Raw genomic sequence first — 26,022 nt, 5'->3', positions numbered from 1 at the left:
ATAATAAACTCAATAAATGCCAATATTACATCACCACACCGCCGTCAACGTTTATGACCTGTCCAGTTATGTAAGCGGCTCCATCAGAAACCAAAAACAGCACTGTATTTGCGACATCTTCAGGACTGCCCATTTTCCCTAACGGGATACCATGCAGGATATTTTCTTTTGCTTTTTCTGGAATGACTGAAGTCATATCAGTAGAAATGAATCCTGGAGCCACAGCGTTAACCGTGATACCGCGTGCCGCCAGTTCACGTGCAAGTGATTTTGTTAAACCTATAACTCCTGCTTTTGCCGCTGCGTAATTAGCCTGGCCGATATTTCCGGTCAAACCCACGACAGAAGCCATATTGATTATTTTCCCTGCACGCTTTTTCATCATAAGCTTTGCAACCATTTTAGTGCAGTTATATACACCTGTCAAATTCGTATCTATAACGGCATTCCAATCCTGCTGTTTCATTCTGGCGAACAGCGTATCACGTGTGATGCCTGCATTATTGATTAATATATCGATAGTACCATATGTGGTGATTACTGTGTTGATCATATTTTCAACGGCTTCGGCATCAGAAACATCCGCTTGGATAATAATAGCCTTACCGCCATTATCTACTATCTGTTTTTTTACTTCTTCGGCAGCTTTAACATTACCCGCATAATTTATAGCAACAGAAGCTCCTTCTGCTGCTAAAGACAACGCAATAGCACGGCCAATACCGCGCGAAGCACCTGTAACTAAAGCAACCTTACCTTCTAACAGCATTTTAGCGAACCTCCTGCAAATAATCAAGCGTTTTTTGTAAAGAAGGCATATTTTCCACATTCAAAGAAGTCAACGCTCTGTCTATACGTTTGTTGAAACCACACAAAACTTTTCCTGGGCCGACTTCTATATAAACATCAGCACCAAATTGCTTCATGGTGCCTATACAATCTTCCCATTTTACAGGGCTAGCTGCCTGTTTTACGAGGTTTTTCTTTATATCAGCAGCTTTACTCATCGTTTCACCCGTCACATTAGCCGTAACAGGTATACGCGCGTCTTTTATCGTGATTTTATCAAGTTCAGCAGAAAGCTGTGCTGTGACTGGTTCCATAAGCCTGCTATGAAAAGGAGCACTTACAGGCAACAGTACGCATTTCTTCGCACCAGCTTTTTTTAATTCTTCTACCGCAATATTTACCCCTGCTGTAGTACCTGCTACAACTACTTGCCCTGGGCAGTTAAAGTTGACAGCCTGCACAGAAGAACCTTTCTGGCTGATTTTATCACATACTTCAATAATAATATTTCTATCAAGCCCTATAATTGCAGCCATGCCGCCTTCCCCTACAGGAACAGCCTTTTGCATGAAACTGCCACGTCTGTTGACAAGGTACACCGCATCAGCAAAATCTAAAGCCCCGGCAGCGACAAGTGCCGAATACTCTCCTAAACTGTGCCCGCCGACTATTTCCGGTTCAATTCCATGTTCACGAAGAACAGCTGCGGCAATAGCACTTACTGTTAAGATGGCAGGCTGGGTATTGGCTGTAAGTTTCAAATCTTCCGCCGGTCCATTAAAGCACATATCTTTTATCGAGTAACCTAATGCGTCATCAGCTTCTTTAAACATCTTTTTAGCTACATCATAGTGTTCAAAGAAATCTTTTCCCATGCCTACTGACTGCGAACCCTGTCCTGGAAAAATAAATGCAAGTTTATTCATAAAGAACGACGTCCCTTCATCATCTTACTAAAATATTTATATAAGTAATAATTTATCTTACGATTATCCCGCTTTTTCCTCTTTTAAATATAATGGGAAAAATACACAACGTTCAAATCTTATCTATTAATAATGCCAATAAATATCTATTTGCAACTATTTTCAATTCTATTAAGTTCACCATCTATCTGTGAAACTATATCTGTAATAATTTGTTTAACCGGTTTTATTTCATTTAACATACCGCTGATTTGGCCGATCATAACTGAACCATTTACCACGTCACCTTTATGCGTAGCCAGGTTGAGTTTTCCAGCACCAAGCTTTTCCAATTCTTCTGGAGCCGTACCAGCTTTTTCCAGTTCTTCAAATTTTCTTGTCAATTTATTTGCCAAGACACGTACAGGGTGGCCTGTCGATCTACCCGTAACCACGGTGGATCTATCTCTGGCTTTTAAAACTAATTTTTTATAATTTTCGTGGGCAATACATTCATCCGACAAAACAAATCGCGTTCCCATCTGGACACCGACAGCACCTAAAGCAAAAGCTGCCAAAACGCCCCTTGCATCGCCTATACCACCGGCTGCTATAACAGGGACATCTACAGCATCAACTATCTGTGGTACTAAGGACATAGTCGTTATTTCCCCTATATGCCCTCTGCTTTCAAGGCCTTCTGCAATGACTGCATCGACACCTGTCCGCACAAGTCTTTTCGCCAATGCTACAGAAGCGACAACAGGAATAACCTTACTGCCAATTTCCTTCATCGCCGGAATATATTCTCCTGGATTACCCGCACCGGTTGTAATAACAGGGACACGTTCTTCTAAAACGACCTGCATGACTTCTTTTACAAACGGTGACATTAACATAATATTTACACCAAAAGGTTTCTTCGTCCATTTTTTGGTTTTTTGTATTTCCGTGCGAAGCATATCCGGAGGCATATGTCCTGCTCCTATAATTCCCAGTCCGCCGGCATTAGAAACAGCAGAAGCAAGTTCAGCAGTCCCTATCCATGCCATGCCGCCTTGAAATATCGGATATTGTATATTGAGTAATTTACATAATTTATTTTTTTCAAACATACTATTCCTCCTTAGCCCATTTCATGATGCACGATGCCCATGTAAGCCCTGCACCAAATCCAGAAAAAGCTAATATATCGCCTCTTTTAAAAGTTTTATTATGAGCTGCTTCGGCCAGTGCTATAGGAATAGATGCCGCAGAAGTATTTCCGTATTTACCTATATTTACAATGACCTTGTCCATTGATAAATGCAAGCGTTTTGCCCCTGTCTGGATAATACGGATATTAGCCTGATGCGGAACAAGCCAGTCAATATCTTCTATCTGCATGCCTGCTTTTTTCAATGAATTTAAAACTGTTTCTCCCATAATCTTTACAGAAAAACGGAAAACTTCCTTACCGTTCATATGTAAATAATGCAGCCTGTTTTTGACCGTATCCAGCGACGCGGGATGCAGGCTTCCTCCGCCTGGAATGTCGAGACTATTACCGCCGCTTCCGTCAGAACCAAGTTCAAAAGAAAGCATACCATAACCATCGTCTACTTGCCCATACACTGCTGCACCGGCACCATCACCAAAAATAACACAAGTATTGCGATCCTGCCAGTCAACAAATCTTGATAAAGCTTCCGCACCTATTACCAGAATTTTTTTATATACACCTGATTCGATAAATTGGACAGCAATGGATGAAGCGTATATAAATCCCGAACAAGCCGCCGTCAGATCAAAAGCCCCTGCATGACTGGCACCAAGCATATCCTGCAGCACACAAGCAGTAGAAGGTATTATGCGGTCTGAAGATATGGTTGCCACGATTATTAGATCAAGATCTTCCGGTTTAACATTGGCATCTTTTAGCGCCATTTTTGCTGCTCCAAACGCTATATCTGAAGTAGCTGTTCCTTCTGGTGCTATACGCCGTTCGTGTATTCCCGTCCGTCCTACTATCCAGTCATCACTGGTATTGACTATTTTTTCAAGATCAAAATTAGTCATCTTCTTCTCTGGCAGGCAAAAGCCCGTACCGAGTATACCGGCGCTATTTCTCCCTGTCATCAGCCAGCATCTCCTCTTTCTCTATATTTTCTCGTATGCGGCTTACCACGTCCTGCTTGACATATTCACAAGCCACACCTATGGCGCTCTTTATTGCCTTTGCATTAGAACTCCCATGTGCTATTATATAGCATCCATCAACGCCAAGCAAAGGTGCTCCACCATATTCAGCATAATCTATCTGCTGGGCAAACTTCTTTAAAGTAGGCGATAAAAGCAGTGCACCGACCTTAGCCAGTAAGCCACCTTTCATTATAGCTTCCCGCATAAGTTTCAGCAGTGTCTTTGCCAAGCCTTCGGCAAATTTCAAAACTATATTGCCCACAAAGCCATCACAGACCACTACGTCAAAAGAACCGCCCGTGATATCCCTGCCTTCAGCATTGCCCTTAAAATTAATTGTGTGCATTTGATTAAGAAGAGGATATGTGTTCAAAACCTGTTCATTTCCCTTGGTTGCTTCTTCCCCAATGTTCAATAAACCTACGCGCGGTTTTTTGATACCGAAAACACATTCGGAGTAAATTGAACCCATAAGTGCACTTTGCACGAGATGCCGTGGTTTACTATCCACATTTGCGCCAGAATCCATGAGAAGTGTAACACCATGGCCGGTGGGAATAGGTGTAGCTATAGTAGGTCTATCAATTCCCGCAATACGTCCCAATGTAAAAAGCGCTGACGTGACAGCAGCACCTGTGCTGCCGGCTGAAATAACAGCATCACACTCACCTTTTTTGGCAAGCTGCGCTGCTACTACCAGTGAAGAGTCCTTCTTCTTTCGCACTGCTGCGACAGGATGTTCACCCATTTCAATAACTTCAGTAGCATGATGTACTGAAATTTTCAATTTGTTCCAGTCAGGGTATTTATTTAATTCTCTATATATTTTCTCTTGATCTCCGACAAGCACTATTTCACAGCCAAATTCTCGGGCAGCATCAATCGCACCAGCAACTATCTGTTCAGGGGCATAATCTCCCCCCATTGCATCCAGCGCTATTCTCATGTCCAGCCTCCCTATTGCTTGTTAAAGTATAATAATCGATTGAATCATTCGTTTTGTTATTATACTGGCTTTAAAATAAAATATCAAGTAAAAGCTTAAAAATATCCATAATGTACATTATTAAAATTGGCCTTGCTTTTCTTCTAAAGCAGAAACATTAAAGATATTTAAAACACAATTTTTGTATCACTAAAAGCATTTATTTTTTAAAGGCTGAAAAACATTCCAGCCGTAAAATATTTAAATAAAAAAATGAGCAAGATATAGTCAACATTATACCTTGCTCGATAGAAATTATTATTCCGCAGAAATTACTTCTTTACCATCATAATAACCACATTCTGTACAAACATGATGTGGCATTTTAGGTTCATGGCACTGCGGGCATGCTACAAAACCCGGAGCTTCCAGCTTCCAATTAGCACGGCGCTTATCACGGCGAGCTTTAGACATCTTACGCTTTGGTACTGCCATCAAAAACACCTCCTTAAAAGACCCAATACTAAGCTAATTTTTTTTCAGCAGATTTTTTAATACTGCCAACCGTACATCAATTACTGTACGGTCACAGTCGCATTCACTTTTATTGAGATTTATGCCGCACTTAGGACACAAGCCTTTACAGTCAGGCTTGCAAATATTACTTATCGGCTGTCCAGCAATGATAATATCGCGCACCAAATCAGCAATATCAATTGAATCACTGCCAACTGCGTCCGCGTCCTGTACAGTAGAATCCTCTGTCTCGTAAACCTCATCAAAAGTGTGCAATTGATCCTCTGCTGCATTTTCCAGACAACGATCGCAGATAAAACACCTGTGACAATTTATACTGCCTTCAACGTGATAACCTGCACCCGTATTTTCAATTGTACCGTTCACTTTTATCGTGCCATCAATACGGTAATTGTCAGTAGGAAAATCAAATTCGCCAGCAGGCATAACAAAAGCAAATTTGTATTTTCCACCACTAGCATTGTTTACATCGGATAATTTTATTTTCATCATAAGACAACAACCTCAACTTATTATAGCGGGCACCATATATTTTGTCAAATTAGTTTTATTTTTTGGCATAAAGAATACTTTCATCATATAATAGATAATATTATATGTTTACGAAAGGTTATTACATGAAAATATTTGCCGTAATTGCTGAATTCAATCCATTCCATAATGGCCATAAATACCTTCTGGATTCAATAAGGGAAAAATATCAGGATGCCGCCTTTATTGCCGTAATGAGTGGCAGCTTTATGCAGCGCGGTGATGCGGCTGTCTTTGACAAATGGCAGCGCGCCCATTTAGCTGTACTTGGCGGTGTAGATCTCGTACTGGAGCTGCCAACTGTTTTTGCTGTCAGAAGTGCAGAAGGATTTGCACATGGTGCCATATCCCTATTGCAAAACCTTGGCTGTGTAGATATGCTCTGCTTTGGCAGTGAAAATAGTAACCTTGACACCTTGCAAGAAGCTGCACATATTTTAAACCACCAATTAAACCATAATATACTGCGAGAAAAGATAAAGACAGGAATTCCCTATGCAGCGGCAGTGGAGGAAATCCTTGCTGAACATATGCCACAGTCAGGTTTTTCCTTGAAAGCTCCCAATACAATACTGGCTATCGAATATTTGAGAGCAATAGAAAGAGCACAGGCAAATTTTTCTGCTATAAGCATAAACAGGAAAAAAGCACTTCATAATAATAGTACATTTACTGGTCTTTTTTCAAGTGCATCTTCCATCAGAAAGTTACTCCGGGCAGGCCAAAGAAATACAGCTTTACAAAAGATAGCATCTGCCATCCCAGCTAACTGCTATTTTTATATGCAAAGTATATGTAAAAGTTCCAATGACATAGCTTTTACTGAAAACCTTACGCGCAGCTTATTACTCAAGCTTAGGTCACTCTCCATAGATAGGCTCAGAAGTTTTAACGGCATCAACAATGGCTTGGAGTATAAGATTTTGCAGGCCGCCGGACAGGCTGACAACCTTGCCGCCCTGCTCAATACGATCAAAAGCAGACATTACCATTACAGCAGATTACAACGCAGCCTGCTGCACATCCTGCTGGATTTAAATAAGCCAGTCCTCGACAATTTTGACCACCAAGGTCCCTCATATATCCGCGTACTTGCCTTCAATCGAAACGGAAGAAAGATACTAAAAAAACTTAAAACGACTTCTTCGCTCCCGGTTATACTCAAAACGACTAATTTTACTACGCAAAAACAATTTTGGCGAAAAACAGGAGATGCTTTGCAGCAAATGTTATTCTACGATATTCTCGCTACTGATCTGCATGCACTTTCTTACAATAAGATAAGGCCGGCCGGGAGAGATTTTTGCACCTCTCCCTTTTATTGGGATGACAGCCTTATTTAACCTGTTTTTTATTCAAAATCACTTTCATCAAATTTCTCATAAGCTTCCACAGCAGTGGTAAATTCTTCGTCAGTAGGCGTCAGATATTCATCCTCGCCATCTTCTCCCTTTACTATTTTAGCAAGTGTCGTTTCGTTTTCATTCAAAACATCTTCTTCATTGGTTGGATTCTTTTCATCTGTGTTAAAAAAGCTCAAAATAGCATAACGATTGCCATCAGCTTCAAATTGCATTTCTTCATAAAAGTAATGCGTTTCTCCATCCTCATCAATCATCTCAATAATATTATCTTCATCAAACTCTATTGTTGGTTCTTTATAATTATCACTCATATTCTGCTCCTTTAATTTATGCCGAAATCCTTAAACATACGCTTTACATACCGCCAGCCTTTTTCTGCCTGTCTTATTGCGCTTTCCATTATTTGCGGATCCCTAATAACTGCCAGCAGCAATCTCTTACGCCACTGTCTATAATCCGCATCAAGCAGCTGCAAGAATTCTTCCATTTCTTTTTCGACTGCAACCTGCGGAATATCCGCCGGCACTATTTCACAATTATTTGCATCAATATGTGCAGTATCGGCATAAAACGGTGCGTACACGTTGCACTCATAGGTCTCTTTAATTTTATCGGCAAGTGATTTTATCGCCATTGATTCGCCGTGCACTAAAAATATTTGTTTAGGGCCTTGTAAATTTACATGTCCCAACCAATCAAGTATCTGCTTGTAATCCGCATGCGCAGAAAAACCGTCTAATTGCGCTATACGCGCACGTACTGCAATTTCTTCACCGAGTATCTTCACCCTTTTGACTCCGTCAATAAGGCGCCGCCCCAATGAACCTTCCGCTTGATAACCGACAAACAGTACCGTTGATTCAGGACGCCAAAGATTGTGCTTTAAATGGTGCAGTATTCTCCCTGCATCACACATACCACTGGCAGAAAGAATTATAGCAGAACCTTCACTGCTGTTCAAGGCTTTCGATTCTTCCGCCGTTCTGCAAATTTTTATTTGCGGCATAGCTGGCAGTCTGCCATTTTCCTGTAGTATTGCCATGGATTCTTCGTCAAAAATTTTCATATTTTCTGCAAAAATTCTGGTAGCTGCTATTGCCAAAGGGCTATCAAGAATAATAGGAATATCATCAATGCGGTGCGTCTTCCATAAACGATACAAGTAATAAAGCAGTGTCTGTGTACGCCCCACTGCAAAAGCAGGAATAATCAAATTCCCGCCACGATCCATTGTGTCGTTAATTATCTCGGCCAACGCGGTTTCCTTATCATAAATCTGATGAACCCTATCACCATATGTTGACTCGATAACCAAACAATCTGCATCACTTATAAATTCTGGATCTTTTACTATTGGCTGATCAGGCTGTCCAATATCACCAGAAAAAACAATCTTAACAGGTTTTTTCCCAGTTTCATGTACATACACTTCAATGATAGACGATCCTAAAATATGGCCGGCATCACGAAAAACCGCACTTACCTCCGGAGTCAGGTCTATCCTGTCACCATATTGCAACGGCACAAACTGTGTCAACGATTTCTGGGCATCTTCTACTGTATACAAGGGGGCAACCGGTATTCTGCCTGTACGCAGTCCTTTGCGATTTGTTATCTCAGCATCACTTTCCTGGATATGGGCACTATCAGGCAGCATAATTCCCACCAAATCACAGGTAGCTTTAGTAGCATAGATACTGCCGCTAAAACCATCTTTGCAGAGCTTCGGAATAAGGCCGCAATGGTCTACATGGGCATGTGTCAGCAATACCGCATCTATCTGCTTGGGAGCAAAAGAAAACGGCTTGTAGTTCAAGTCCCGTAACTGCCGCCCTCCCTGAAACATTCCGCAATCAATCATTATGTTCTTATTATTTACTTCTAATAAGTAACAGGAACCTGTGACAGTATGCGCAGCACCGAAAAATTGTAAGTTCATATGAACTCCCCCTTTTAGTATATTATCCAATAATAGCAAAAACTAAGCTATTAATTGGTCTTAACCGAATTTTTGCCCAGCAGTGCTTCAATCTGCTCAATCGCTTCCTTGCTGCCGTCTAGCCAATATTTTTCCTGTGCTTTTATTTTTTTATTGCTCGTTATAAAATAAAAACAAACAACATACTGGCCATGGTGCTTAATGAGTATATCTTTTAATTCCTTCAAAACATCCTGTTTTTCCTGCATGGCATTTATTTGTATCCAAAAAGTTTCTTTATAATCAGCAAGCGCCATTAATTTACCCGCAATTACCTTAAACCCATTATCGAGCAGATTAACCTTACCAGACACGACAACAGCGGCTTCCGGCATTATGATATTTACTGATTCATAAAATACATTGGGAAAAACAACAACTTCTACTGTATGTGTGAAGTCTTCAACTTGCAATACACACATGGTGTCACCCTTGCGTGTTGTCATCTTTTTTACACCGGCTATCAGGCCGGCAAATTTTACATAAGAACCGTCCCTGACATTTTCTTCCGCTAGTTCAGCCAAGGATTTCATGTTTTTCAATTTATCCCTGTATAGATCAAGCGGATGGCCTGTAATATAAAATCCCGTTATTTCTTTTTCTGAATTGAGTAGTTCCATAAAAGGCAGTTCAGGTATATCTGGCAGAACAATATCATCCTGTTCCGGTGAAGCTTCACCGAATAAGGACAACTGTCCACTGTCAGCATCTTTTCTTTTTATTAAGGCAGTCTCTACAAACTGGTCAATAACATTGAGCAATTGTGAGCGTTTATTACCGAATGAATCAAAAGCACCTGCGCGTATCAAATATTCCAGAACACGCTTATTGAGTACACGGTTATCAACACGACAGCAAAAATCCATGACTGAGGAAAAAGGTCCCCCCTCTTTACGTATTTCAATAATGTCATGCATTGCCGTGCCACCGACATTTTTTATTGCCGCCAAGCCAAATCTTATTCCATTTCGCTTAGGATCAGCGGTAAATGCCGCCCCCGAAAGATTTATATCCGGCGGCAATATTTTTATGCCTATATGCTGGCACTGCTCTATATAACTCTTAATCTTATCGGCATTTGTCATAAAACTGGTCAGCATGGCTGCCATATATTCATGCGGATAATGCGCTTTTAAATATGCCGTTTGGTAGGCAACAAGGGCATAAGCAGCACTATGTGATTTATTGAAACCATAGTCAGCAAAATTTACCAGCAAATCAAATATTTTCTCAGCAAGACTCTTATCTATATTTTTAGCGGCTGTTCCACGCAAAAAATTTTCTTTCTGCGCCAGCAGGACATCGTGCTTTTTCTTTCCCATTGCCCTGCGTAAAATATCTGCCTGCCCCAAAGTAAAACCGGCCAGCACCTGCACTATCTGCATAACCTGTTCCTGATATAAGACAACACCAAAAGTTTCCCGCAAGATAGGTTCGAGCAATGGATGCATATAAGTAACCTTTTTTTTGCCATGCCGCCCGTTTATAAAGTCTGTTACCATGCCACTGCCCAAAGGCCCTGGCCGATAAAGGGCTACAAGTGGAATCAGGTCAGCGAATCCTTCCGGTTGCAGTTCCTTAACCAATGTAGTCATACCCGATGATTCCATCTGAAATACTCCGCAAGTTTCACCACGGCAAAGCATTTTTGCTGTTTCCTCATCATTTAATGGTATTTTCCCTATATCGATACTAACTCCCGTATTTTCCTTAATATTCTTTACCGCATCACTGATTACCGTCAAAGTACGCAGTCCCAAAAAATCCATTTTCAAAAGGCCGAGCTGTTCCACATAATCTTTATCGTATTGTGTTACCAGCGTTCCTTCCGACAACTGCACAGGCACATAATCTGTCAACGGATGCCTTGCTATCACAACACCGGCAGCATGGGTAGAAGAATGGCGAGGCATTCCTTCAATATCCCTGGCAAAATTAATCATGCGGTGAATGATTGGGTCATTTTCATAAATATGGCGCAGATCACGGGAATCCTTTAAAGCCTTATCCAAAGTCATTCCCAGTTCCGTCGGTACCATTTTCGCCACTTTATCCACATCATTATAAGGAACATCCATGACACGGCCTACATCGCGTATAGCACCGCGTGCTGCCATCGTACCAAAAGTGATTATCTGCGCGACATGGTCCTCTCCATACCGGCGCTTAACATACTCGATAACTTCTTCTCTTCTGATATAGCAAAAATCAATGTCTATATCCGGCATCGTCACACGTTCTGGGTTTAAAAACCTTTCAAACAGCAGATCATAGGCCAGCGGGTCAATATCCGTTATGCCCAACAAAAACGCTACAATGCTTCCTGCGGCTGAACCTCGTCCAGGGCCGACAACAATCTTACTACTGCGTGCAAAATTAATAAAATCCCAAACAATCAGGAAATAACTGTCATACCCCATCCGGTTAATTATACTCAGCTCATATTCCAGCCGTTTCCGTACTTTATCTGTTATCTCCTTATACCGCAGCGGCAGGTTTTTTTCGCATAAATCACGCAAATACTGCTTATCGGTAACACCTTCCGGCAGAGGGAAATTAGGTAAATGCAAATGGCCAAATTCAAACTCAACATTGCAGCGTTCGGCAATTTTTAAAGAATTAGTAATAGCTGAAGGTACCGCAGAAAAAAGAGCTTGCATTTCCTCCGCCGACTTCAAATAATATTCATCACTGGAAAATTTCATACGATCAGTGTCTGTCAAAATTTTTCCCATTTGTATACATAAAAGCACATCATGAAACTCACTGTCACTTTTTTCCAAATAATGGGCATCATTGGTGGCAATAAGCTCCAGCCCGTGTTTTTCTGCCAGTTCAATGAGAACACTGTTTACTTTTCGTTCTTCCTCAAGACCATGGTTCTGCAATTCAAGGAAAAAATTTTCTTTCCCAAAAATTGATACATATTCATTTAATATTTTCTCTGTATCAGCCATTTCCCCATACAATATAGAATGCGGTATTTCACCAGCGATACAAGCACTCAGGGCAATTATCCCTTCGTGGTATTGATGCAGCAGGGCTTTATCCACCCGTGGTTTATAATACATACCTTCAATATTAGCTAAAGAAACAAGCTTGACCAGATTTTTATAACCCGTTTCGTTTTCTGCCAACAAAATCAAATGGTGATATCTCACACCGTTTACTTCAAAATTTTCATGGCGGTCACGTGGTGCCACATAGACCTCACAGCCGATAATCGGTTTAATACCCGCGGCTTTAGCTGCCTTATAAAATTCTACAGCTCCATACATATTGCCGTGATCCGTTATCGCTATCGCAGGCATTCCCAAAGCTTTTGCCTTTTCCACCAATTTTTCAATACGGTTTGCACCGTCCAGCAAGCTGTATTCAGTATGCACATGCAAATGCACAAACTGATTCTGTGTTTTTATTTCCTGCATTTACTCCTTTACCTCTAATTCCTTTATTCTCTATATGAACATTTTATCATATCCCCCCTCATTAGAAAACCGCCTTCGTACTTATCTTGACTTTACGGAAAGCAGCCAGTATAATAAAAAACAGTTTAAAAAAATAATACTTTAACAGTTTATGATGCAGAATAGTAAAAATTAGGGGATATTTTACAGAAAGCCGGTGGTTGATGTGAATCGGCATATACCCGTTTTGAACTCGCTGCGGAGACTTCCGCATAACGGCGTTGATAGCGTTAATATCTTTGAGTGGGCAGCATTGCTGCTAATCAGGGTGGTACCGCGATATTATCGTCCTTGGCTTTTACGCCAGGGGCTTTTTTTATTTTAAGGAGGAGAAATCTCAATGGAGAAATATTGCCCTCAGGAACTTGAAAAAAAATGGCAGGAACAATGGGATAAAGATGGCATTTATACTACTATTAATAATGTGCCTGGCCAAAAAAAATACTATGTCTTGGAAATGTTCCCTTACCCTTCGGGAAATCTGCACATGGGACATGTAAGAAATTATTCGATCGGCGATGTGATCGCGCGTTTCAAGAGGATGCAAGGTTTTAATGTCCTTCATCCAATGGGCTTTGACGCATTTGGTATGCCCGCCGAAAATGCTGCCATTAAGCATAATGTAAAACCAGCTGACTGGACTTATGCCAACATGGATAACATGATTCGCCAACAAAAACAAATGGGTCTTTCTTATGATTGGAACAGACTCGTCCAAACCTGTCATCCCGATTACTATCGTTGGACGCAGTACTTATTTGAAGTCTTTTACAAAAAAGGACTAGCCTATAAGAAAAAAGCTACTGCCAATTGGTGTGATTCCTGTAAAACAGTTCTAGCCAATGAACAGGTCATCGAAGGACGCTGCTGGCGTTGTGATTCACCCGTAATCAAAAAAGACCTGGCCCAGTGGTTCCTCAAGATAACTGATTATGCCGATACCCTGCTCAAAGACCTCGACAAGCTGCCAGGCTGGCCAAATCGCGTTAAAACAATGCAGCACAACTGGATAGGCCGCAGTGAAGGTGCTGAAATCATCTTTAACATTCCGAACTTTAAGGAAAATGTAACAGTATATACTACACGCCCAGACACAGCCTTTGGCATAACTTACATGGTTTTGGCTGCAGAACATCCACTTGTCGACAAGCTTATCAAAGGCCGCCCAGACGAAGCACAAATACGTGACTTCATCAAGCGTGTACATAACCAAAGTGAAATCGAACGGACCTCAGATAAATCCGAAAAAGAAGGCATGTTCACTGGTGCCTATGCCATCAATCCTTTCAACGGCGCAAAAATTCCGATCTGGATAGCCAACTATGTACTGTTTGAATACGGAACCGGCGCTGTAATGGGCGTCCCTACACATGACAGCCGTGACTGGATGTTCGCTGGCAAATATGGGCTTGACAAAAAAATCGTTATAACAGATAAAGAAGGCAAGCTCACACTGGACGCAATGACAGATGCTTATGTAGATGATGGTGTGCTAGTAAATTCCGGCGAATTTAGTGGAATGAACAACCGTAAAGCAATCCCCGCTATGATCGACTGGCTGGAAAAAAATAAATGTGGTAAGCGCCGTATCAATTATCGCCTGCGTGACTGGTTAATTTCTCGCCAGCGTTACTGGGGCGCACCTATTCCTGTCATTTACTGTGAAAAATGCGGCACCGTCCTTGTTCCCGAAAAAGATTTGCCTGTAAGATTGCCAAAAGATGTAAAATTTGATCCTGGTGTCGTTTCTCCGCTTGCGCATAGTGAATCATTTGTAAACTGTACCTGTCCAAAATGCGGCGGTCCCGCTAAACGTGAAACAGATACAATGGACACCTTTATATGCTCCTCTTGGTATTATATGCGCTATGCTGATGCCAAAAATGATAAAGCACCTTTTGACAAAGATATTGTTGACAGCTGGCTGCCCGTTGATCAATATATCGGCGGCATAGAACATGCTATCCTGCATCTTTTATATTCCAGATTCTTTACTAAAGTATTAAAAGATGCCGGTTTAATAAATTTTGATGAACCATTTACAAACCTCCTGACACAGGGCATGGTCATCAAGGACGGCTCCAAAATGAGTAAGTCCCTCGGCAACGTAGTCTCGCCTGAAGAAATAATCGGTAAATACGGTGCTGATACGGCACGTCTGTTTATTCTTTTTGCCGCTCCGCCGGAACGTGACCTTGAATGGAGTGACCAGGGAGTAGAAGGTGCATGGCGCTTTTTAAACCGTGTTTGGCGCATAATTCTCCATTTTGCCGAAGAAATAAAAGAAAACAAAACCACTGACGTTTCTCTGCTGACAGCCAAGGAAAAAGAACTGCGCCGCGTTCTTCATTTGACAATACAAAAGGTTACCGATGATATAGCAGCGCGCTCCAATTTCAATACAGCCATAAGCTCTATCATGGAACTGGTCAATGCCTTTTATACATCAAGGGATGAACATTTGCAAGCCGGCCTGATCAATGAAACGGCTACTGATCTTTTACTGTTACTGGCTCCTTTCTCACCACATATAACAGAAGAACTTTGGCATAAGCTTGGTAAAACCGGCAGTATCCATAAAGCTGCTTGGCCAAAATGCGACCATAGTGCCACCGTCGCCGATGAAATCGAAATAGTTGTCCAAGTAAATGGCAAAGTACGTGACAAGCTTAAGATTTCCTCCCAGACCAGCCGTGATGACTTAAAGAAACAGGCAAGTGAATTACCACATATAAAAGAACTTACCAATGGCAAAAATATTATTAAAATAATTTGTGTGCCGCAAAAATTGGTAAACATCGTTATAAAATAATATAAGACCATCCTATACAAAAACTGCCCTCTATAAAATTAGACTTAAAATCTAATCTATAGAGGGCAGTTTCTTATATCCGGTTAATTTTATAATTAATAAAATCTTTTGGGGTTCTCACCATATTCCGTTACCTGGATTGTTCCAAATAAATTATTTCCTTATTATCATCATATTCGATAAGCTCCGCATACCGTTCCCAGCTAATCAGCAAATCTAATTGCTTTTTTGCTGTTTCTTCACCGAAAATATGCGATAGCAGTTCTTCGAAAAATTCTATATTCATTTGTCTATTGGATTTAGAGCGTAAGATATTTATCATTTTCTGCACAAAAGGAATATGCGCTAAAAGTTGCTGGCAAAACAATTTTTTTCTTTCCAATACAGTTGCCCTTGCAAATTCCACACCATGCGCAGTAAGTTCAATATCCCCTTCGGTAACCTTTGTAAATTCCAATAAGGATGAAGCTTCTATCAAGGGTAAAAAATCCTCCATGTCCATGAGAAAACGATTAGCCAGTTTATACAAATCTATTTTTTCATTAAGATCCTCCAATAATTCCAAAAAACCTGTCAAAGCTCCTGCTGAAACGGGTGGAATAATCAAATTCTTTTTAACCTGTACCAATTGTTCAGTAACAGAGGTTTTTCTCTTCGTCATAATAGAATATATTTCATCAACGTATGCCAAAAATTCCGGTGTTTTCCTATTACGCCAACGGGGCAAGTCTATATTGATATTTTTAATTATCGTAGCCGGCCCTGAAGATAAAATCACAGCCCTGTCTGCCATATAAACGGCTTCTTCAATACCATGCGTAATCAGTACAATCGATTTGGTAGGTATTTTTTTATCCAACCATAGTTCCAATAAATCACGACGCAGGTTTTCAGCCGTAAGGACATCAAGTGCCGAAAAAGCTTCATCCATAAGTAAGATATCCGGTTCACTGACAAGCGCTCTGCCAATTCCCACACGTTGTCGCATCCCGCCGGAAAGCTCCTTCGGATAGGCATTTTCAAAACCATCCAGCCCCACAATATCCAATACCTGCATGGATTTTTCTTTTTTATCCGCCGCAGACATCTTCTTTCTTTCTAAGCCCAGCATAACATTTTCCAAAACTGTCAGCCAAGGAAACAACGCAAAAGATTGAAAGACCATGGCCACACCCGGATTGACACCGTGAATTTCTTTTCCCAGATAAGAAACCGTTCCGCCCGAACTTGGTATAAGCCCTGCAATAATGCGCAGCAACGTGGATTTACCAGAACCGGAAGGGCCTAGCACAGCCAAAAACTCTCCTTCTTTTACCTGTAAATTAATACCTTCTAAAACTACAGAATCAGAGGCATCCTTTATTTTAAATGTCTTTTTAATATCTTTTAATTCCAATAAATTTCTCATGTTTTTCTCCCCTTCCGCTTAATCCATATGATATTTCGTCTGCGCCATATAATATAATTTGTGCCATACGAAGCGGTTTATAAAGACTACTAGTATACACATTACAGTTATACCCACCAAGATTTCATTCCAATTACCAGCAATAGTAGCTTCACTAATATAGGCACCTATACCCGAAGCAGTAAGCGTATGTTCCTTCCAGCTGACGATTTCGGAGATTATGCTCGCATTCCAGGCACCGCCCGAAGCAGTAATAAACCCCGTCACTAAATAAGGGAAAATACCCGGCAATATCAAAGTCTTCCATTTTTTCCAGCCTCTCAGCTCAAAAATATTTGTGGCTTCAAGCAGATCATTAGGAATACTCATAGTGCCAGCAATAACATTAAAAAGAATATACCATTGTGTGCCAAGCATCATCAATAAAATAGACCCATATTCAAAATTAACATGATAATTAATAAATAATATCGTAAAAAATGGGAAAAGCATATTGGCCGGAAATGAAGCCGCTATTTGGATCACTGGTTGCAGCTTTGCTGACAGCTTTGGATTAAGTCCTATCCATACGCCTACCGGTATAGTCCAGAGAGCTCCTAAAAAGAGGGCGGCAATTACACGCCCCGCAGTATATATGCCCAGCATAAAGGCTTGCGACAAATCCTGTAATCCCATATTATAAAGCAGCAACGCAGCTTCCTTAGCAGGAGCATAAAGCTTATATAAAACAACGATTATGATAAAAATTTTACATACTTCTACTAAATAATTTCTCTTATTCACATATAGATATTTTTGCGATCTACTTTCTACGCCATCAAAGAATTTTAAAATATTGCTATTAAGAAATCCTCCCAACGGTGACAATAAATGATGGTATAACCAATGCATTACATACGATTTATACAAGACATCATAAACAAAGGAAGTAGGTTGTTCACCAGCTTCAGAAAGTTCCAGCTTAAAACGCTGGCCCCATACCACGAGCGGCCGCCAAAAAAGTTGGTCGACCAGTAAAATCATAATCAGCATTGCCAGCATAGCATACAGCATTGCCTGCACATTGCCTGACTCTACTGCAACAGCAAGATATGAACCAATTCCCGGCAAATGTATATCTTCTCCTAAAACACTAATAGCTTCACTGGCCGCAAGGAAAAACCAACCACCGCCAAATGACATCATCCCATTCCAAATAAGGCCGATAGCCGAAATAGGCAGTTCTATGCTAATAAATCTACGCCAAGGATTAAAATGCAGTATCTGCCCTGCCTCTTCCAAATCTTGGGGAATAGTTATTAAGGAATGATAGAAACTAAAAGTCATGTTCCAAGCCTGTCCTGTAAAAATAGCAAAAATAGAAGCACACTCCACCCCCATGAGACTGTTGGGAAAAGCTGCCATAAAAGCTATTATGGTCGCTGATAAAAAACCCAGAACCGGAATAGATTGCAAAATATCCAAGACAGGTATCATTATAGCTCCTGCCGCTTTCACTTTTGCCGCAACATAACCATATATAAAGGTAAACAAAAGGGAAAAGAAAAATGCTATAAACATGCGCAGCAGTGACCGCCCCGCATAATAAGGCAGCATTAGCGGAGAAAGATCTATCTCAAGCCTGTCTCCCTGCGTAAAGGGAATATTCATGCCTGCACTTAATTTTAAAATAGCATATAAAATAACAAAAATAACTGCAATTATTATTACGTCCGTAAGCGAAAATTTTCTTTTCGCTAAAGATTTGGTAAATACTTCCATGGTTTCCTCCTAAAAATAAATTTTTAATTCTCTTTTCCAGTCCCTCGCCATCATCCATACTTACCACCTCCCCAATACGTTTAAATAGTATTTTGCAAAAAAATAAACCCTCCCAATATAAAATCAGGAGGGTTCGAAAGCGCAAAATATAGTAATCTTTTAATCGTCCAAGTTTTAGCACTGCATAACGTAGAGTATAAATACTCAGCTATCTCGGGTAATACCTTATTTCGATAAAACCTGTCCTACCCATTGGCATCTCTCGATGTTTCCGGGCAATAGCCTATGTTTATTGCAGGAACCTCACCTAACAAAACCTTATACAATTGTTTACTGGACAATCTTATCACTAAAAAATATAAAATGCAACGCTAATTTTCATTTCTGTATACATATTAATATAAAATTAACTTGCTGTTAATTTGCTGCTATAATTTTTTGACATTGTCTGCAATATCCATATAATTCCAGCCGATGATTCACTATGGAAAAATCTGTAGACTTTTCCACACTGTGCTGAAACGCCTCCAACGGACAATTCTCAAGCAGAACGATTTTCTTGCAGCGGAGACAAATCAATTGGTGCTGGTGCGTCTTAGGATAAAGTGAATATACCGACTTGTCATCTAAAAATGACGTGCGTATTGTTATTTTTTTTTCGGTAAATTTCTCCAGAACTCTATATACCGTAGATAAATTTATAGACGAATCAGTTTCCTTAGCTATCAGATAAAGCTTCTCTGCAGTCTGCGGCTCCTGTATCTTTTTCAGAATCAATAACAGTAAATTCCGCTGCTTTGTACTCTTCATGCCATGCTGGTTCAGATATTGCTTATAACTGTCGCATTCATTCATTTTGAACAGACCCCCTATGTTTAATTTTATGTTTGTAAAAGAGGACACATAACAGCAATAATACTGCATTTATCGCGATAATACCGCCAGGTGCAGCATTTATCCAATATGAAATAATTATCCCTGAAAAAATATCTATATAACTGAATAATACACCATATAAAAGTGTCTTTTTAAAACCTACCTCCAATTGGAGTGCTGCGGCGATTGGCAGCGCAATAAGTGAACTTATGACCAATATTCCTACAATACGAATGGAAATGGAAATAGTCGCTGCTACTATCACCGCAAAAAGATAATTTATAAACTTTATATTAACTCCGGCAATAGCAGCTCCTTCTTCATCAAAGACCATAAACACAAGGGCATAATAAAACTTATATACCAGAAATAAAGATACGATACTAAAAAATAGCACCCAGTAAAAATCCGTACGTGTGACAGTTAAAACACTGCCAAACATCAATGAATCAATATTGGCATGAACTAAGCCAGAACTTAAAAGCGTAATGGCTATACCAATTGAAAGAGACAAGATAATAACCAAAATAAGTTCGGCATAAGTACGAAAATGTTTTCGGAGCCACTCAATGGCAATACTAAAAAAAGAAACCATCAAAAATGCACTCAAAACAGGATTTTGGTTAAAAAGCATGCCTACGGCAATACCGGCTAAAGAGGCATGTGATAATGTATCACCCATCATTGAGTATCGTCTTAACACAAGGAACATACCAATAACAGGACATAATGCCGCAATAAAAATAGAAATTAAAAATGCGTTCTGCATAAAATTATAAGTAAACATTCTCTGTATTCTCTCCTAAATCACTTTTAATATATTCCTTTATGTATTTCTCTGGCAAACAAACATGTCCCTTACCCTTTTCAATATGGTAAAATGATGTCGAGTTTTTCAATGCAGCCTGTAAATTATGTTCAACGCAAATCACTGTCATCTTTTCATTCTTGTTCAAATTGGCCAGAAAATTATATATATCAATTTGGCTCTGCCTATCTATGCCGTTCGATGGTTCATCCAAAATAAGCAAATCCGGATCACCTAAAAGTGCCCTGGCAATAAATACCTTTTGGCATTGTCCGCCAGAAAGCTGGCCGATCAAGGTATTTTCCTCCTCCGGCATATGCAATAGCGTCAAAACATCCTTTATTTCTTTATGTATATGTTTTTTCCGAACATTTTTATAACAGTTCAATATCTCCTTTACAGTAATGGGAAAATGCGTATTCAGCTGATTAAACCGCTGCGGCACATATGCCATATTTTGAAAAGAATTACTAATAGTGCCTGATGATGGTTTAAGCAGACCAAGAATCAAGCGCACCAAAGTGCTCTTACCGGACCCATTGGAACCGATTATCGAAATATATTCACCCCTATTTACTGAAAAATTTATATCTTTCAGAAGCTCAGGCTTATTACTATAAGAAAAATATAAGTGCTTTATTTTTAACATTATAACCTCCGTGTATTTTCTCTCATTTTGATTAGTATATTTTTATATCGGACTTGACATTTCCTCTTTACTATTATATCTTTATATTATTCTAAATGCAAATAGTTTGCATTTGCATCTAGGTATAAATAAAACCTAAAATTTCTATTTGTGTATTTTAGAAAGGCGGCACTGTTCCAATGAAAAAAAATTTTCTTATTTATTTACTCCTCTCCTTTTTTCTGTTAACAATGGGGGGTTGTGGCACTACTAACAAAGAAGCACAGCAAAATGCAGACGGCCAAAAATTAAATGTGGTAGTTTCATTTGATGCTATTAGAGCCATCACGGAAGCTGTCGGCGGTGACCATGTCAATGTACAAAACATCATTCCGAGTGGCAGCGAACCCCATAATTTTGAACCAACAGCACAAAATCTGGCAACTTTGCAAAATGCGAAATTATTCATTTATAATGGATTTTCCCTCGAACAATCTTGGTTAGATAAATCACTTTCTACAGTATCTGATAAGATTGACAAAAAAGAACTGACCGTAGTAGAAGCATCAAAAGGAGCTACACCATTGCAGCTTGATGAAAAAGCAGACAATGGGACAAGCCTGCCTGACCCACATATCTGGTTAAGCATTGAGGGCGGTGAATTAGAGGCAGAAAATATAAAAAATGCCTTGATCCAAGTTGACCCTGCCAATAAAGATGACTACGAAAAGAACTACCAAAATTTAAAAAATGATATGGATCAGTTAAAACAAGAATACGCTGCAAAATTTGCCAACTCCAAACGGAAAGATTTCGTGACAGGACATGCTGCGTTCGGTTATCTGGCAAGAGATTTTGGCCTACAGCAAAACAGTGTATCAGATGCATTGCTGTCCGGTGAACCTAGTGCCAAAAAGTTAAAAGAATTAACTGACTACTGCAAAGAAAATCATGTCACCACGATTTTCGTAGAAGACATGGTAAGTCCTAAAGTTTCTGAAACATTGGCAAATGAAGTAAATGCCAAAGCTGTAAAAATATATACACTTGAAGATATTCCTGATGGTATGGACTACATTGCAGTTTTAAAATATGACTTAGACAAAATATATGAAAGTTTGAATTAACCTTATATACTTTATCCAGCAAATTTTAAGCTTCCACAAAACAAAGTATAAACCAAAGTTTACCCATGTCCATAATTTTTTTAGAAAAAGTTAAAAATATTGCCGCTGGTATTGTATCGTAGATACAAATATCAGCGGCAATGTTTCTATTATCCTCTATTTATCGTTTAGCTTATTTTTCCAAAATAAGCTTTGTAATATTTTCTAGTTCTTCCTTAGAAGGAATGTTTTTTATTCTTATTTTATCAAGCCAAATAGTAAATCCGGCTTTCTTTAATTCATCTTCAACTTCTCCGATACTTTGGCCGCCCCAGCCATATGAGCCAAAAGCAAAAGCAAGTCTGTTCTTATCTTTAGGCGAGAGTCCTCTTAAATAACAAAGGAAAGAGGCAACTGTTGGCATTATAGTATTATTGATCGTAGGTGAACCAACTGCCAAATATTTTTTAGTAAGTATTTCGGTAATTATATCGGAAATGTGATTTTCCTTAAGATCATACATCTTTGCGGGAATATTTCTGCGTGCGAAAGCTTCCGTAATAGTTCTAGCCATTTTTTCCGTTGAATGCCACATGGTATCATAAACGACAACAGCCTCATCAGAGGTTTCTCCTTCAGACCACTTCCTATAATTTTCAACAATTTCAGAAATATGGCTGCGCCAAATTATACCATGCCCAGTAGCTATCATTTTCACATCAATATCTTTTAATGCAGAAAGCGCTGTTTTCGCCTGACGCCCATAAAGCATTAAAATATTAGCATAATATTTTTTTGCTTCATACATCAGGGTGCTAAAGTCAACCTGATCGTCAAAACGTTCAGTGGACGCAAAATGCTGACCAAAACCATCATTAGAAAATAGAATCTTTTCTTCTGGGCAATAGGTAAACATACTGTCCGGCCAATGCAGCATAGGTACAGGGATAAATTGCAGCGTTCTTTTGCCAATGCTCAATGAATCTCCGGCTTTTACGCCTTTATAGGCCAAGTCACCATAAAACTTAGGGATGTTCTTCAAACCATTTGGCATACAAGTGAAGATTTGTGCATTAGGACATTTTTTCATTATGGTAGGAATTGAACCAGAATGGTCTTGTTCGAGATGATTGCAAATTATATAATCAATTTTAGCAGGATCAATTATAGACGATATACGCTCCATAATTTCATCTTTAAAATTTACTTTTGCCGTATCAATAAGTGTAATTTTTTCGTCTATAATCAGATAAGCATTATAAGAAGAACCTCTGCCAGTCTGATAGCCATGGAAATTTCGCAAATTCCAATCAATAACACCAACCCAATAAATTCCTTTTTTTATTTCAACTGCCTGCATAATAGTCCCTGCCCTTCTACAAGATAATCTATTATTATTATAACACTAGTAATTAATAGATACAATTAATCTGTTACATATTATATACAATAAAAATCAATATTATTCGCTGCCCTTTACCATCTATTTACAGACAGCCGTCATTAATCCGTAACATCTGGTGTATTTTTAAATAACTCCAACTCCTCTGGCGTAATAACAATTTTATCTTCGTCATCTTCTTTTGCCAGTTCTTCAGTTACTTCATCCCAGCCATCATTTATCGTGTGCCCCATTATAGCTTTGCCATTATCATCAAGATGCAGCCCATCCAAGGCAAACTCTGTTGGCAGCACTTCTGGTGGAGTGGGAAAATCGGCTGCTGTATCTATATGGATACAAGTACGGATATAATTATTAACTTTGTTGAACTCATGCGCCCAGTTCGGTGAAGTACCTTCCGCAAAAATTTTATTTATATTATACGGATTTATCGTCGGTAAAGTAAGAAGAATAGGTTTTATTCCATTTTCCTGACATTTTTGCTGAAGAATTTTCAAACCTATTATCACTTTGTCGGCAGGGACGCCTGCCCGCAGACTGTTACTGGCACCCATAATAATTAAATATTTAGGAGAAAAAGGTAATACATCCTTATCAAAACGGTTGACCATCTTTTCGATGGTATCGCCACTCTCCGAAAGATTTATCGAGGGCGTTTTTAAATAGGAGGCATAGCTGAAATCAAAATCAGCAGGGCTATAAGATAAATGTCCGCCACCATGGCTTATACTATCGCCAAAAATACCGACCTTATAACCGGCCGAAGGTTCATTGCTGAATTTTTTAGCATCTGAATAAACGCCTACAGGCTGCCCATTATCATCGAGGCCGCGTACCCGCCAGTAATACGTACCAATGCGTGGTTGCGGATCATAATATTCGCAGGAAAAACCCATCACGTTAGAAAAGACACGATATTGGGAAGGTTCTACCCCATTGGGGTTTTCCGGTGGAGCAGACAAGACCTCTACCTCAAACTTCGTTGCACCTGCATTGGGAATCCACTGGTAAACAGGATACAAAAGAACTGAACCATTGCCACTGTTATATTCAGCATTGGGCACAGGCGAAGTAATTGAAGACGGATGCCCATCAGTATAAAGTGATTCCAAAGAAGAAAAATTGGTAATGGGTTTATTGTCAAAATCCATTGCCCGTACACGCCAATACAGCGTTTTTGCTTTATTGCCGGCAATATCAGCCATTGGCAGGTTAAATGCATTTACAAATACTTGGTTTGTAAAATAAACATGCGCTGGTGATATAGCATTGTTGCTTAATTTATCTGGGATTTTATCAAAAACTTCCAGCTCATAATAAACGGCTTTCGTATTTTCACTCCAGCGTAGAAGTGGTGCATCGGAAGCCGGATTACTGGTAGTATAATGAGTTGTTACCTCAAGAGCAGGATAAAGCTGTTTATAACTATAAGCATCACCAGATAAAATAAAAATATTGATTAATACTACGAGTATGATAGTGTATTTCATAAAATATCTTCCTTTACAGCCAGACGAACCACGGTGCAAAATTCCCATTGGCCATCTGTCATGAATAAATCAGCAGAGGGCATACTTTTTAATAGCCGCGGCTACACCATTTTCATTATTATTCAAGGTCTGGTATTTGGCCGCTGCTTTTGCCTCGGGGATGGCATTTTCCATAGCTATGGAATAACCGGCATATTTAAGCATTGATATATCATTACTGCCATCGCCGATAGCCATGACTTCGCTGGCATCAATTTTTAAAATACTGGCAAGTTTAGATAATGCGCGTCCTTTACTTGCTGTCAAACTGTTAAACTCCAAGTTCGCCTCAGTGGAACCTGTCATCTCCGCTGGTAGATCTTTGCATCTTTCGCGAATGGCTTCAAAATTTTCTACATTATTATAAAAAATATTTATTTTATAAATTAATTTTTGCCAATCAGGCCGAAAAAGAGCTTTTAAATTTTCCAGCGGCGTACGTGTATCAAGAATAAGCTGGAGAAATTGTGCAGGAACGTATTTATTCGCATGGTCATAACAGGACTTTGAAGTATAAATCTGATTATCTGTATATACTTCAAGCATAACAGGATACTCGCGCACTATCCTGTAAATAGTATTGGCAGCAGAAAAGGACAACGGTTCAGATAATATCACCTTATCCATTTTTTTGTCATAAATCTTGCACCCATTGCCATTTATAAAATATCGCACTTCAGGAAGAACTGCTATTATTGGTGCTAACTCAGTGTTGCTTCTTCCAGTACAAACCGTTACTACTATATTTCTTCTTAAAGCCTCATCTATTGCTGCGCGATTTTGGTCAGATACCATATGTCCGTCGTTGAGCGTAGTGCCGTCCATATCCAGAGCGATCAACTTTACTGCCATTATTATTTAATCCTTTCACAAATAAATATAAATATATGTAATATTCTACAATAAAATAGATTGATTAGCAATAACACTGTATTTCCGGTGTATCTCCCGCATTTGGACTACCGCCTGCCCTTACAGTTCTTTTGTATGTTTAATGCTATCCATACTAATAAAA

21 protein-coding genes, 1 riboswitch and 1 other annotated feature are annotated in these 26,022 nt (G+C 39.5%); of the genes, 3 read left to right on the top strand and 18 right to left on the bottom strand.

Translation table 11 applies throughout. From position 1 onward, the window contains the following. Positions 1–25: 25 nt before the first annotated feature. The 7 genes from fabG to EDC37_RS05415 all read right to left on the bottom strand — a co-directional run bounded on the left by fabG (position 26) and on the right by EDC37_RS05415 (position 5,829). On the bottom strand, positions 26–769 hold the full coding sequence (gene fabG, locus EDC37_RS05445) for a 3-oxoacyl-[acyl-carrier-protein] reductase (RefSeq protein ID WP_132548728.1): 744 nt from the start codon (positions 767–769) through the stop codon (positions 26–28). A gap of 1 nt (position 770) precedes the next feature. Beyond that, positions 771–1,715, bottom strand: a complete 945-nt coding sequence (gene fabD, locus EDC37_RS05440; protein ID WP_132548726.1) for an ACP S-malonyltransferase — start codon at positions 1,713–1,715, stop codon at positions 771–773. A 146-nt stretch (positions 1,716–1,861) separates the two neighbouring features. After that, the gene (gene fabK, locus EDC37_RS05435; RefSeq protein WP_132548724.1) at positions 1,862–2,809 is read right to left on the bottom strand and encodes an enoyl-[acyl-carrier-protein] reductase FabK; all 948 of its coding nucleotides are present in this window, start codon (positions 2,807–2,809) and stop codon (positions 1,862–1,864) included. Between the two features lies 1 nt (position 2,810). Beyond that, positions 2,811–3,812 carry a beta-ketoacyl-ACP synthase III gene (locus EDC37_RS05430; RefSeq protein WP_132548722.1) on the bottom strand — a complete coding sequence of 334 codons (1,002 nt, stop codon included), beginning with the start codon at positions 3,810–3,812 and terminating at the stop codon, positions 2,811–2,813. Further along, positions 3,796–4,821 carry a phosphate acyltransferase PlsX gene (gene plsX, locus EDC37_RS05425; RefSeq protein ID WP_132548720.1) on the bottom strand — a complete coding sequence of 342 codons (1,026 nt, stop codon included), beginning with the start codon at positions 4,819–4,821 and terminating at the stop codon, positions 3,796–3,798. The genes EDC37_RS05430 and plsX overlap by 17 nt, the downstream gene beginning before the upstream one ends. Positions 4,822–5,118: 297 nt before the next feature. Continuing rightward, positions 5,119–5,295 (bottom strand): 50S ribosomal protein L32, encoded by a 177-nt coding sequence (rpmF, locus tag EDC37_RS05420; protein WP_132548718.1) that lies wholly within the window; start codon positions 5,293–5,295, stop codon positions 5,119–5,121. A gap of 33 nt (positions 5,296–5,328) precedes the next feature. Beyond that, positions 5,329–5,829 carry a YceD family protein gene (locus EDC37_RS05415; RefSeq protein ID WP_132548716.1) on the bottom strand — a complete coding sequence of 167 codons (501 nt, stop codon included), beginning with the start codon at positions 5,827–5,829 and terminating at the stop codon, positions 5,329–5,331. A 125-nt stretch (positions 5,830–5,954) separates the two neighbouring features. Between EDC37_RS05415 and EDC37_RS05410 the strand changes: the two genes are divergently transcribed. Then, the gene (locus EDC37_RS05410) at positions 5,955–7,211 is read left to right on the top strand and encodes a nucleotidyltransferase (RefSeq protein WP_165874464.1); all 1,257 of its coding nucleotides are present in this window, start codon (positions 5,955–5,957) and stop codon (positions 7,209–7,211) included. Positions 7,212–7,219: 8 nt separating this feature from the next. Here EDC37_RS05410 and EDC37_RS05405 read toward each other — a convergent pair whose 3' ends face one another. From EDC37_RS05405 to EDC37_RS05395, 3 genes are read right to left on the bottom strand one after another with little or no spacing between them, the layout of a single operon-like run. Then, entirely contained in the window at positions 7,220–7,543 is a 324-nt protein-coding gene (locus EDC37_RS05405) for a DUF1292 domain-containing protein (protein WP_132548712.1), read from the bottom strand. An 11-nt stretch (positions 7,544–7,554) separates the two neighbouring features. After that, a complete protein-coding gene (locus tag EDC37_RS05400) occupies positions 7,555–9,171 on the bottom strand; it encodes an MBL fold metallo-hydrolase RNA specificity domain-containing protein (RefSeq protein ID WP_132548710.1) in 1,617 nt (538 codons plus the stop codon). A 50-nt stretch (positions 9,172–9,221) separates the two neighbouring features. Further along, positions 9,222–12,638 (bottom strand): DNA polymerase III subunit alpha, encoded by a 3,417-nt coding sequence (locus EDC37_RS05395; RefSeq protein WP_132548708.1) that lies wholly within the window; start codon positions 12,636–12,638, stop codon positions 9,222–9,224. A 142-nt stretch (positions 12,639–12,780) separates the two neighbouring features. Next, positions 12,781–12,973, top strand: a binding site (T-box leader). A gap of 44 nt (positions 12,974–13,017) precedes the next feature. On the opposite strand from EDC37_RS05395, the gene leuS reads away from it, so the two are divergent. After that, positions 13,018–15,489: a leucine--tRNA ligase gene (leuS, locus tag EDC37_RS05390; protein ID WP_132548706.1), complete on the top strand. Its 2,472-nt coding sequence runs from the start codon at positions 13,018–13,020 to the stop codon at positions 15,487–15,489. 130 nt (positions 15,490–15,619) lie between these two features. On the opposite strand, the gene EDC37_RS05385 is transcribed toward leuS, so the two are convergent. From EDC37_RS05385 to EDC37_RS05365, 5 genes are all read right to left on the bottom strand, one after another. Continuing rightward, positions 15,620–16,897, bottom strand: a complete 1,278-nt coding sequence (locus EDC37_RS05385) for an ABC transporter ATP-binding protein (protein WP_132548704.1) — start codon at positions 16,895–16,897, stop codon at positions 15,620–15,622. A gap of 18 nt (positions 16,898–16,915) precedes the next feature. Further along, complete coding sequence (locus EDC37_RS05380) at positions 16,916–18,658, bottom strand: ABC transporter permease (RefSeq protein ID WP_132548702.1); 1,743 nt, start codon at positions 18,656–18,658, stop codon at positions 16,916–16,918. 151 nt (positions 18,659–18,809) lie between these two features. Further along, positions 18,810–18,980: riboswitch (M-box (ykoK) riboswitch) on the bottom strand. A gap of 95 nt (positions 18,981–19,075) precedes the next feature. Further along, a complete protein-coding gene (locus EDC37_RS05375) occupies positions 19,076–19,513 on the bottom strand; it encodes a Fur family transcriptional regulator (protein WP_165874463.1) in 438 nt (145 codons plus the stop codon). Beyond that, positions 19,506–20,321, bottom strand: coding sequence for a metal ABC transporter permease (locus tag EDC37_RS05370; RefSeq protein WP_132548698.1), 816 nt, complete (start codon positions 20,319–20,321; stop codon positions 19,506–19,508). The genes EDC37_RS05375 and EDC37_RS05370 overlap by 8 nt, the downstream gene beginning before the upstream one ends. Further along, positions 20,308–20,991, bottom strand: coding sequence for a metal ABC transporter ATP-binding protein (locus EDC37_RS05365; protein ID WP_132548696.1), 684 nt, complete (start codon positions 20,989–20,991; stop codon positions 20,308–20,310). The genes EDC37_RS05370 and EDC37_RS05365 overlap by 14 nt, the downstream gene beginning before the upstream one ends. Before the next feature lie 179 nt (positions 20,992–21,170). Here EDC37_RS05365 and EDC37_RS05360 point away from each other — a divergent pair, with 179 nt between their 5' ends. Next, complete coding sequence (locus tag EDC37_RS05360; protein ID WP_132548694.1) at positions 21,171–22,097, top strand: metal ABC transporter solute-binding protein, Zn/Mn family; 927 nt, start codon at positions 21,171–21,173, stop codon at positions 22,095–22,097. 172 nt (positions 22,098–22,269) lie between these two features. Here EDC37_RS05360 and EDC37_RS05355 read toward each other — a convergent pair whose 3' ends face one another. From EDC37_RS05355 to EDC37_RS05345, 3 genes are all read right to left on the bottom strand, one after another. Beyond that, positions 22,270–23,436, bottom strand: coding sequence for an FprA family A-type flavoprotein (locus tag EDC37_RS05355; protein WP_132548692.1), 1,167 nt, complete (start codon positions 23,434–23,436; stop codon positions 22,270–22,272). A 143-nt stretch (positions 23,437–23,579) separates the two neighbouring features. Continuing rightward, the gene (locus tag EDC37_RS05350) at positions 23,580–24,968 is read right to left on the bottom strand and encodes an SGNH/GDSL hydrolase family protein (protein WP_165874462.1); all 1,389 of its coding nucleotides are present in this window, start codon (positions 24,966–24,968) and stop codon (positions 23,580–23,582) included. A 69-nt stretch (positions 24,969–25,037) separates the two neighbouring features. Continuing rightward, a complete protein-coding gene (locus EDC37_RS05345) occupies positions 25,038–25,859 on the bottom strand; it encodes a Cof-type HAD-IIB family hydrolase (protein WP_132548688.1) in 822 nt (273 codons plus the stop codon). Between the last annotated feature and the right edge of the window lie 163 nt (positions 25,860–26,022).

Source organism: Pectinatus cerevisiiphilus (genome assembly GCF_004341685.1).
In the GTDB taxonomy this organism is placed as follows: domain Bacteria; phylum Bacillota; class Negativicutes; order Selenomonadales; family Selenomonadaceae; genus Pectinatus; species Pectinatus cerevisiiphilus.
Note: the sequence above shows the minus strand (reverse complement) of the source record. Positions and strands in the feature narration are given on the sequence as shown.

Coding starts and splice junctions, on each gene's coding strand:
- fabG (WP_132548728.1), bottom strand. CDS start 769: ATGCTGTTAGAAGGTAAGGTTGCTTTAGTTACAGGTGCTTCGCGCGGT.
- fabD (WP_132548726.1), bottom strand. CDS start 1,715: ATGAATAAACTTGCATTTATTTTTCCAGGACAGGGTTCGCAGTCAGTA.
- fabK (WP_132548724.1), bottom strand. CDS start 2,809: ATGTTTGAAAAAAATAAATTATGTAAATTACTCAATATACAATATCCG.
- EDC37_RS05430 (WP_132548722.1), bottom strand. CDS start 3,812: ATGACAGGGAGAAATAGCGCCGGTATACTCGGTACGGGCTTTTGCCTG.
- plsX (WP_132548720.1), bottom strand. CDS start 4,821: ATGAGAATAGCGCTGGATGCAATGGGGGGAGATTATGCCCCTGAACAG.
- rpmF (WP_132548718.1), bottom strand. CDS start 5,295: ATGGCAGTACCAAAGCGTAAGATGTCTAAAGCTCGCCGTGATAAGCGC.
- EDC37_RS05415 (WP_132548716.1), bottom strand. CDS start 5,829: ATGATGAAAATAAAATTATCCGATGTAAACAATGCTAGTGGTGGAAAA.
- EDC37_RS05410 (WP_165874464.1), top strand. CDS start 5,955: ATGAAAATATTTGCCGTAATTGCTGAATTCAATCCATTCCATAATGGC.
- EDC37_RS05405 (WP_132548712.1), bottom strand. CDS start 7,543: ATGAGTGATAATTATAAAGAACCAACAATAGAGTTTGATGAAGATAAT.
- EDC37_RS05400 (WP_132548710.1), bottom strand. CDS start 9,171: ATGAACTTACAATTTTTCGGTGCTGCGCATACTGTCACAGGTTCCTGT.
- EDC37_RS05395 (WP_132548708.1), bottom strand. CDS start 12,638: ATGCAGGAAATAAAAACACAGAATCAGTTTGTGCATTTGCATGTGCAT.
- leuS (WP_132548706.1), top strand. CDS start 13,018: ATGGAGAAATATTGCCCTCAGGAACTTGAAAAAAAATGGCAGGAACAA.
- EDC37_RS05385 (WP_132548704.1), bottom strand. CDS start 16,897: ATGAGAAATTTATTGGAATTAAAAGATATTAAAAAGACATTTAAAATA.
- EDC37_RS05380 (WP_132548702.1), bottom strand. CDS start 18,658: ATGGAAGTATTTACCAAATCTTTAGCGAAAAGAAAATTTTCGCTTACG.
- EDC37_RS05375 (WP_165874463.1), bottom strand. CDS start 19,513: ATGAATGAATGCGACAGTTATAAGCAATATCTGAACCAGCATGGCATG.
- EDC37_RS05370 (WP_132548698.1), bottom strand. CDS start 20,321: ATGTTTACTTATAATTTTATGCAGAACGCATTTTTAATTTCTATTTTT.
- EDC37_RS05365 (WP_132548696.1), bottom strand. CDS start 20,991: ATGTTAAAAATAAAGCACTTATATTTTTCTTATAGTAATAAGCCTGAG.
- EDC37_RS05360 (WP_132548694.1), top strand. CDS start 21,171: ATGAAAAAAAATTTTCTTATTTATTTACTCCTCTCCTTTTTTCTGTTA.
- EDC37_RS05355 (WP_132548692.1), bottom strand. CDS start 23,436: ATGCAGGCAGTTGAAATAAAAAAAGGAATTTATTGGGTTGGTGTTATT.
- EDC37_RS05350 (WP_165874462.1), bottom strand. CDS start 24,968: ATGAAATACACTATCATACTCGTAGTATTAATCAATATTTTTATTTTA.
- EDC37_RS05345 (WP_132548688.1), bottom strand. CDS start 25,859: ATGGCAGTAAAGTTGATCGCTCTGGATATGGACGGCACTACGCTCAAC.